The organism is Zarconia navalis LEGE 11467, assembly GCF_015207075.1.
Lineage (GTDB): Bacteria > Cyanobacteriota > Cyanobacteriia > Cyanobacteriales > Geitlerinemataceae > Zarconia > Zarconia navalis.
This window is the reverse complement of record NZ_JADEXN010000319.1, coordinates 1-6,329: the sequence shown is the minus strand read 5'-3', so window position 1 is coordinate 6,329 and position 6,329 is coordinate 1. Positions and strand designations below refer to the sequence as shown.

Annotated in this window: 5 protein-coding genes and 1 pseudogene; 3 read left to right on the top strand and 3 right to left on the bottom strand. The window is 47.5% G+C overall.

The genetic code is table 11. The features are described from left to right. The 3 genes and pseudogenes from IQ235_RS15790 to IQ235_RS15780 form a co-directional block, all read left to right on the top strand. Positions 1 to 396 (top strand): annotated as a pseudogene (locus IQ235_RS15790) (MFS transporter); the annotation flags it as partial. Between the two features lie 108 nt (positions 397 to 504). After that, complete coding sequence (locus IQ235_RS15785; RefSeq protein WP_264322400.1) at positions 505 to 1,704, top strand: glycosyltransferase family 4 protein; 1,200 nt, start codon at positions 505 to 507, stop codon at positions 1,702 to 1,704. A 251-nt stretch (positions 1,705 to 1,955) separates the two neighbouring features. Next, on the top strand, positions 1,956 to 3,119 hold the full coding sequence (locus IQ235_RS15780) for a phosphatidylinositol-specific phospholipase C1-like protein (protein ID WP_264322399.1): 1,164 nt from the start codon (positions 1,956 to 1,958) through the stop codon (positions 3,117 to 3,119). Here IQ235_RS15780 and IQ235_RS15775 read toward each other — a convergent pair. The 3 genes from IQ235_RS15775 to IQ235_RS15765 form a co-directional block, all read right to left on the bottom strand. After that, positions 3,102 to 4,301 (bottom strand): serine/threonine-protein kinase, encoded by a 1,200-nt coding sequence (locus IQ235_RS15775; RefSeq protein WP_264322398.1) that lies wholly within the window; start codon positions 4,299 to 4,301, stop codon positions 3,102 to 3,104. The genes IQ235_RS15780 and IQ235_RS15775 overlap by 18 nt on opposite strands. 457 nt (positions 4,302 to 4,758) lie before the next feature. After that, positions 4,759 to 5,433 carry an ATP-binding cassette domain-containing protein gene (locus IQ235_RS15770; protein WP_264322397.1) on the bottom strand — a complete coding sequence of 225 codons (675 nt, stop codon included), beginning with the start codon at positions 5,431 to 5,433 and terminating at the stop codon, positions 4,759 to 4,761. Between the two features lie 130 nt (positions 5,434 to 5,563). Beyond that, positions 5,564 to 6,238 (bottom strand): amino acid ABC transporter permease, encoded by a 675-nt coding sequence (locus IQ235_RS15765; RefSeq protein WP_264322396.1) that lies wholly within the window; start codon positions 6,236 to 6,238, stop codon positions 5,564 to 5,566. Positions 6,239 to 6,329 lie beyond the last annotated feature (91 nt).

The window sequence follows — 6,329 nt, the reverse complement described above, 5'->3', positions numbered from 1 at the left end:
GCAGTCAGTGGCTTTGGCTACTTGTTTGCCCGACCGATTGTTGCCAGTTGCAACCAAGCCATTTGGCAAAGCAAAGTCCCGTTCGACTTGCAAGGACGAGTCTTTTCGTTGCAACGAGCACTCGAACGATCGCTCCTCGTCTTAGCACACCTGAGTGCCGGCCCCCTCGTCGATGGTTTGCTCGAACCGATGATGGCGGACAACGGACTGCTTGCTGGCAGTATCGGTCGGATAATCGGCACGGGAACCGGACGCGGCATCAGCTTGCTGTTTTTGGTGCTGGGGATCTCGACGATTGTCGTGGCAATTCTTGCCTATCGCACCCCACGTTTGCGTCGGATCGAACAAGAACTTCCCGATGCGATCGCCTCGCATTTAGAAGGGGCTGCTTCTTGAATGCAGAATTCGGAAGCGCGGAATGCGGAATTCGGAGTTCGGAGTTCAGAATTCGGAATTTAGTCAGAATCGATCGAGATTTTGGAGAAATAACCGAAATTTAATCGAATGACAAGTCTAGATTTAATCTCGATCGTCTATCGTGTAAATCGAGAAGTCAGACCTATGGCACATCAAGATTTAGCAAAAGCTGAGGAGATCGAGCCAATCCCATCTTCATTGTCCCCGAGCCAATTGACTGCAAACAATACCGACGAGGTTCCCCCTCGAAAAATCCTCATTGTCAGCGATGTGGTCGGTAAAATCAGCGGCGTGGTCAATACCCTCAGTCATACCGAACGCACCCTAAAGGATTGGGGCCATCAAATTTTCAGCCTCAATCCAGAAACGATGAATTTCTGGACGATTCCAATGGTGGGAATCGATCGCGAGTTCAAAATGGCGATTCCCAATTTCGGGAAGTTAGCCGCAGCCATCGAGCAATTCGCTCCCGATTGCATTCATATTTCCACGGAAGGAACCCTCGGCAACGGGGTTCGCCGGTTTTGTTTGCAGCGAGGATGGCAATTTACCACGGCATTTCACACGATGATGCCGGATTTTCTCGAACGATCGATCGGTTTCCCGGCAGGGTTTTCCTGGTGGAATTTGCGTCGGTTTCACCGCCCCTCTGCCGGGATAATGGTTCCGGCGCGATCGATTCTGGAGATTCTCGAACAACGAGGTTTTGGAAATTTAGAGGGACAAAATCTAAAAATATGGTCGCGGGGGGTGGATACCGAGTTATTTTACCCGCGCGATCGAGATGAGGCGAAATACCCAAAACAAAACGAACCCATTTTGATGTACGTCGGGCGAGTTTCTGTGGAAAAGGGGATTGAAGAATTTCTAAAAATTCCCATCGAGAAGGGAACTAAATATATCGTCGGAGATGGTCCACAGCGAGAGTTTCTCCAGAAAAAATACCCCGATGTCGTATTTCTGGGATATCTCACCGGCGAGGAACTCGCAGCAGCCTACGCCAATGCAGATGTCGTGGTTTTTCCCAGCAAAACCGATACCTTTGGCAATACTATTACCGAAGCCCTGGCATCGGGAACGCCTGTCGCCGCTTTCCCCGCACCAGGCCCGATCGATATTATCGGTTCCAATCGCCAACTGGGGAGTTTAAATAATAAGCTCGCCGTGGCGATACAGAACGCTTTAAAATCTGGCAATTCCGAGGCTTGCGTTCGGTACGTTCGCCAAAATTATACTTGGGAAATTGCCAGCCGTCAGTTTTTAAATCATCTGGTATTTGTGACTTAATTGTTGTTTGAATAACAGTTTTGTCTCGAACTTTGTGTTCTTTGTGTCTTTGTGGTTTTTAAATTTTATTCAGCTTTCATTAAATTTGTATTTAAAAATACAGAGTTGATGGAAGCTGTATTCGTTTCATCTTTTAGATAAATAAAATTTAACTTATCTTTTATATTTTGATTAATTCGGGTTTCAGTTTGTTTAATTTCCAGTCGATATAAAGAACGTGACGACTTGGAAGCAACCTTGAAACTCATTCTGTGAAAACTGAATTCTTGGCATCCCTAGCAATCTGTGGATTCGTGTGGGGAACGGCTTGGTCATCTCCCCTAGAAACGGCGATCGCTCGATTTGATTCGAGTCATCTCAGGCTCAATGAAATTCAAACCATTGGCACCCACAATTCCTATCACTTAGAACCGGACGCGACTTTAAAAGCTAAGTTTATCGCAAACTATCCCTTGAGTCGGCACTATATCAAAACTATCGAATACAATCGTTTACCCCTAAACGAACAATTTGACTTGGGAATTCGGCAGATCGAACTCGATGTTTTTGCCGATCCGATCGGGGGACGATATGCCCAGCCGCAAGGCGCTACGATCGATACTGAATTACCCGACGAAATGAAGAAACCCGGACTGAAAGTTTTACACATCCAGGATGTCGATTTTAGAAGTACCTGCGCGACATTCGATCGATGTTTGCAAACGGTCAAAACCTGGTCGGATTCTCATCCCAACCACCTGCCGATCTTAATCCTCGTTGAAGCCAAAGATAGCCTGATTCCCCGATGGGTTGAGAAAGGTTTATCCATCGAATTTACCAAACCCATTCCCTTCGACGAAGCCCAACTCGATAGCATCGATCGCGAAATTCGATCGGTGTTCCCCCAAGAACAACTGATAACCCCCGATACCGTTCGAGGAGATTGTGTCACTCTAAACCAAGCCATTCAGATGCGGGGTTGGCCGCTGTTGAGTGCGTCTCGGGGTAAAATTATGTTTGCCCTCGATAACGAAGGAAAAATTCGCGATCGCTACACCCGAGGACATCCATCTTTGACCGGTCGAGTAATGTTTGTCAGCGCGCGCCCCGGCAGCGACGAAGCGGCATTTTTCAAACGCAATAACCCTTTCGATCGCAGCATTTCCCGTCTCGTCCGCCAGGGATATCTGGTGCGAACCCGCGCCGACGCGCGCACCCGCGAAGCGAGATCGAACGATACCAAGCGCCGGGATGCTGCCTTTGCCAGTGGGGCGCAGTTCGTCAGTACCGATTATCCCTTTCCCAACCAAGTTTTATCGAACTATTCCGTGACGTTTCCCGGCAATGCCACCATGCGTTGCAATCCGATGAATACGTCTCGAGGATGTCAGGTGCGATCGCATTGGGTTGCCACCGCCTCAAGCCGTTTGCCGTAACTCGCAGGGTTCGAGGGCATCGAGGGCTTCTAGGACTTCCGTGGCAGACGAGTAACGCTGCCGGAAGTCATAACACACCATCTTGTCCAAAATCTTGGCAAACTGGGGGCACACCTGGGGGGCTTTCTTGCGCCAGCTTAGGTTTCCCGTTTTGCGGTTCACTTTGAGCTTGCGAGGCGGGACTCCAGTCAGTGCTTGAATACAGAGGATACCGACCGCGTAGATATCGCTGCACAACTGGGGAATACCGTAGGCTTGTTCGGGAGAAATATAGCATCGAGACGTGCCGCCGAGGGTCACCCCCGTTGTTGCCTGTCCGGTATTCTCGTTCTGGGAAGTCCCAATTTCTTTAACGGCCCCAAAATCGATCGGGACGATTTTGCCATCGGCAGCGCGGCGAATCAGGTTATCGGGATGGAGATCGCGGTGGATGATGTTTTGCTGGTGAACGAAGCTCAGAATCTCCAAGATATCGCGCAATAGATCGATCGCGCGGGCTTCTTCCCAGGGTTCGCCGATCTCGAGTTCGTGGCTGAGGGGTTGCCCTTCGATGAACTCGTGCACCAGGTAAAAATCGCCATCTTGCTCGAAACGGGCGAATAATTCCGGGATGCGATCGTGTTTGCCCAACCCCTGCAAGACTTTGGCTTCCCGTTTGTATCGTTTCAGGGTATCGGCCGAGTTACTTTTGAGGCGCTTAATCACCACTAATCGACCATCGGGAACATCGTTATCTTCGGCGAGGTAGGTCTGAGAAAACTCACCATCGACTAAATGTTCGGTAATCAGATATCGCATCCGCAGGGTTTGGTCGAGTAAATCTGTTTGGGGCGAAATTGACATTTCGATCGCCTCGTTCGTGAGTTGTTCTCGTTCCATCACTCGAGTGATGCAATCCCACAGATTTTTACTTCTAACTTTCTCTTCGGCTTCTAAGACTCCAGCTTTTTGAAAAACTTGGGTGAGGGATTCCCAGAGGTGATATGCCACGTATCGGCTGAGATAACCGACGCTATACCCTCGCGCGACCGCATCGTTTTGTTTGATCTCTTTGTAGGTCATGCCGTTGAGAACGCCCCGCCCGATCGCTTTTTGCACGCTGCTGAGGGGTTCGCCGGTATGTTCTACGACCAGAAAATTTAGAAAATCAACGTATTTCTCAATATCGATCGGCTGATTCATCTTCACAACTGTACTCTACTTTTCGTCAGATCTAGACGCACCATTTCTAACTAAAAGTTAGATGAAATGTCAAGCTCTTGAAATATTTTATTACTCATTTTTAATACTATATGAGCTTTATGAGTTTGCCATATGAATTTTACGATCGCAGGTATCTAAAGTTTATAAAAAAGCGATGACTTTAATGAATTGACACTGGCTTTTATCAAGTGAATAATATTTGCATGTTAGCAAGTTCGGAAAACATCGATCTCAACTTTGATTGTATCAATTCTTGCTCGTTCATTTTAACGTAGGAGATTCGATCGTGGCAGATATAATCTTTTCGGGGCTGAGACAAAATATAACCTCGTCAGAAAATTTGAAAACCATCTAACTTTTTCTCGAGTTCTATAAAAAGAGGCAAAGAGGTGAGTGAGATTTTTAAAGTTGTGTTTGGGAGCGAGCCATTGTTTCGCTAATGATATTTATCCTTTATCCAAGTGCCATTTTCAAAACGCAAGATATAAGACCAGATCGTAGAAGGCAAATCGGAATGTGTCACCCAGATGACCGAGGTGCCTGCTTCGATAATCTTTTCGACAATTCCAACCACGTTGTATGCTGTTTCCGGATCTAGGTTGGCTGTGATTTCATCGAGTAGCAGGAGTTTAGGAGAGTGCACCAACGCACGGGCTAAGGCCGCTCTTTGTCGTTGTCCCCCGGAAAGTTGGTTGGGGTACTCATTTGCTTTATCCTCAATCCCAAGCTGTGCGAGCTGATACTTGGCAACCTCATCTGCAAGATTTTTATGTCGATCGCGACGCAGCCAAAGTGGTAGTGCTACATTTTCGAGAACCGTCATATGAGACCAAAGGTATAGCTGTTGAAAAACCATACCAATTTCTAACCGACTGTTCGGACGATCGAGACAACCGGGTTTAGAAACGACATTTCCATTAAAAACAATTTGACCTCGATCGATCGCTTCGAGTAGAGCAATACATCGTAATAGGGTTGTTTTCCCACAGCCACTTTTGCCCTGAATCAGAAGACTCTCACCTTTTTCTAGAGAAAAGCTGACATCTTCGAGAATATTGCCACGACTAAACCGTTTTCCCAGATTTTCGATACTTAGAAATGAACTGTGCATTGTAGGACTGAACGTTTATATCAAGTTCGGATCGTCATTTACATCAAGCGATCGCGCTTAATCTCTTTTCCAATTCTCTCCCCCAGCTCGCTTCACGGTGAAGCGCGCGCGCATTCAACTGAACTTGATATTAGAGGGTCTCCGTACCGCCCAGTTCCTTGATTTTCTGCACCCGTCTGAGTAGGAGATTGAGGGGAACAACGGTAATGACGAACATCACGGCAACCACCGAATAAATTTCGATCGGGCGATAGGTTTGAGCAATAATCGAATTAGCCGTATGTAGGATTTCTGGCACGGCAATGACTGACGCGAGGGTAGATAATTTATAGGTTGTAATGTACTGTCCCATCAGGGGTAGCCAAGACTTATGAAACACTTGGGGCATCAAGATGTAGCGAATTGTTTCCAAGCGAGTCATACCCGTGCAGTAGGCCACCTCAATTTCTCCAGGGGGGATGGAGTTGATGCCACCCCGAACGATCTGGGCGACAAAGGCCGAGAGGCTCAAGCCTAATCCCAACACAACACAGCTTTGACCGTCAAGAATAAAGCCGGGGATGAGAAGGGGCAAGCTGTAGTAAAGCCAAACGAGTAAGACCAGGACGGGAAGGGCGAGAAAAAGTTCGATGAAGCATTTGGCCAACCCAGCAACAATTTGGGAGGTCGTCAGAGACAGTACCCCGACTAACACGCCGATGGCCGTACCGAGGAGAATGCTACCCAAGCTAATCCAAATGGTCGTTAATAAAGCCAAACAGAGGGGTAGGAGGCTATTCCAGATGATGGAAAAGTTCCAGTTCATAAATATCGCAATCTGCCGAGGTGTATTTACAGATACATGAAGTATGTATTCCCCATTCCTTACAAGGGAATGCTTTTCACAATCGCTCCGC

Coding starts and splice junctions, on each gene's coding strand:
- IQ235_RS15785 (WP_264322400.1), top strand. CDS start 505: ATGACAAGTCTAGATTTAATCTCGATCGTCTATCGTGTAAATCGAGAA.
- IQ235_RS15775 (WP_264322398.1), bottom strand. CDS start 4,301: ATGAATCAGCCGATCGATATTGAGAAATACGTTGATTTTCTAAATTTT.
- IQ235_RS15770 (WP_264322397.1), bottom strand. CDS start 5,433: ATGCACAGTTCATTTCTAAGTATCGAAAATCTGGGAAAACGGTTTAGT.
- IQ235_RS15765 (WP_264322396.1), bottom strand. CDS start 6,238: ATGAACTGGAACTTTTCCATCATCTGGAATAGCCTCCTACCCCTCTGT.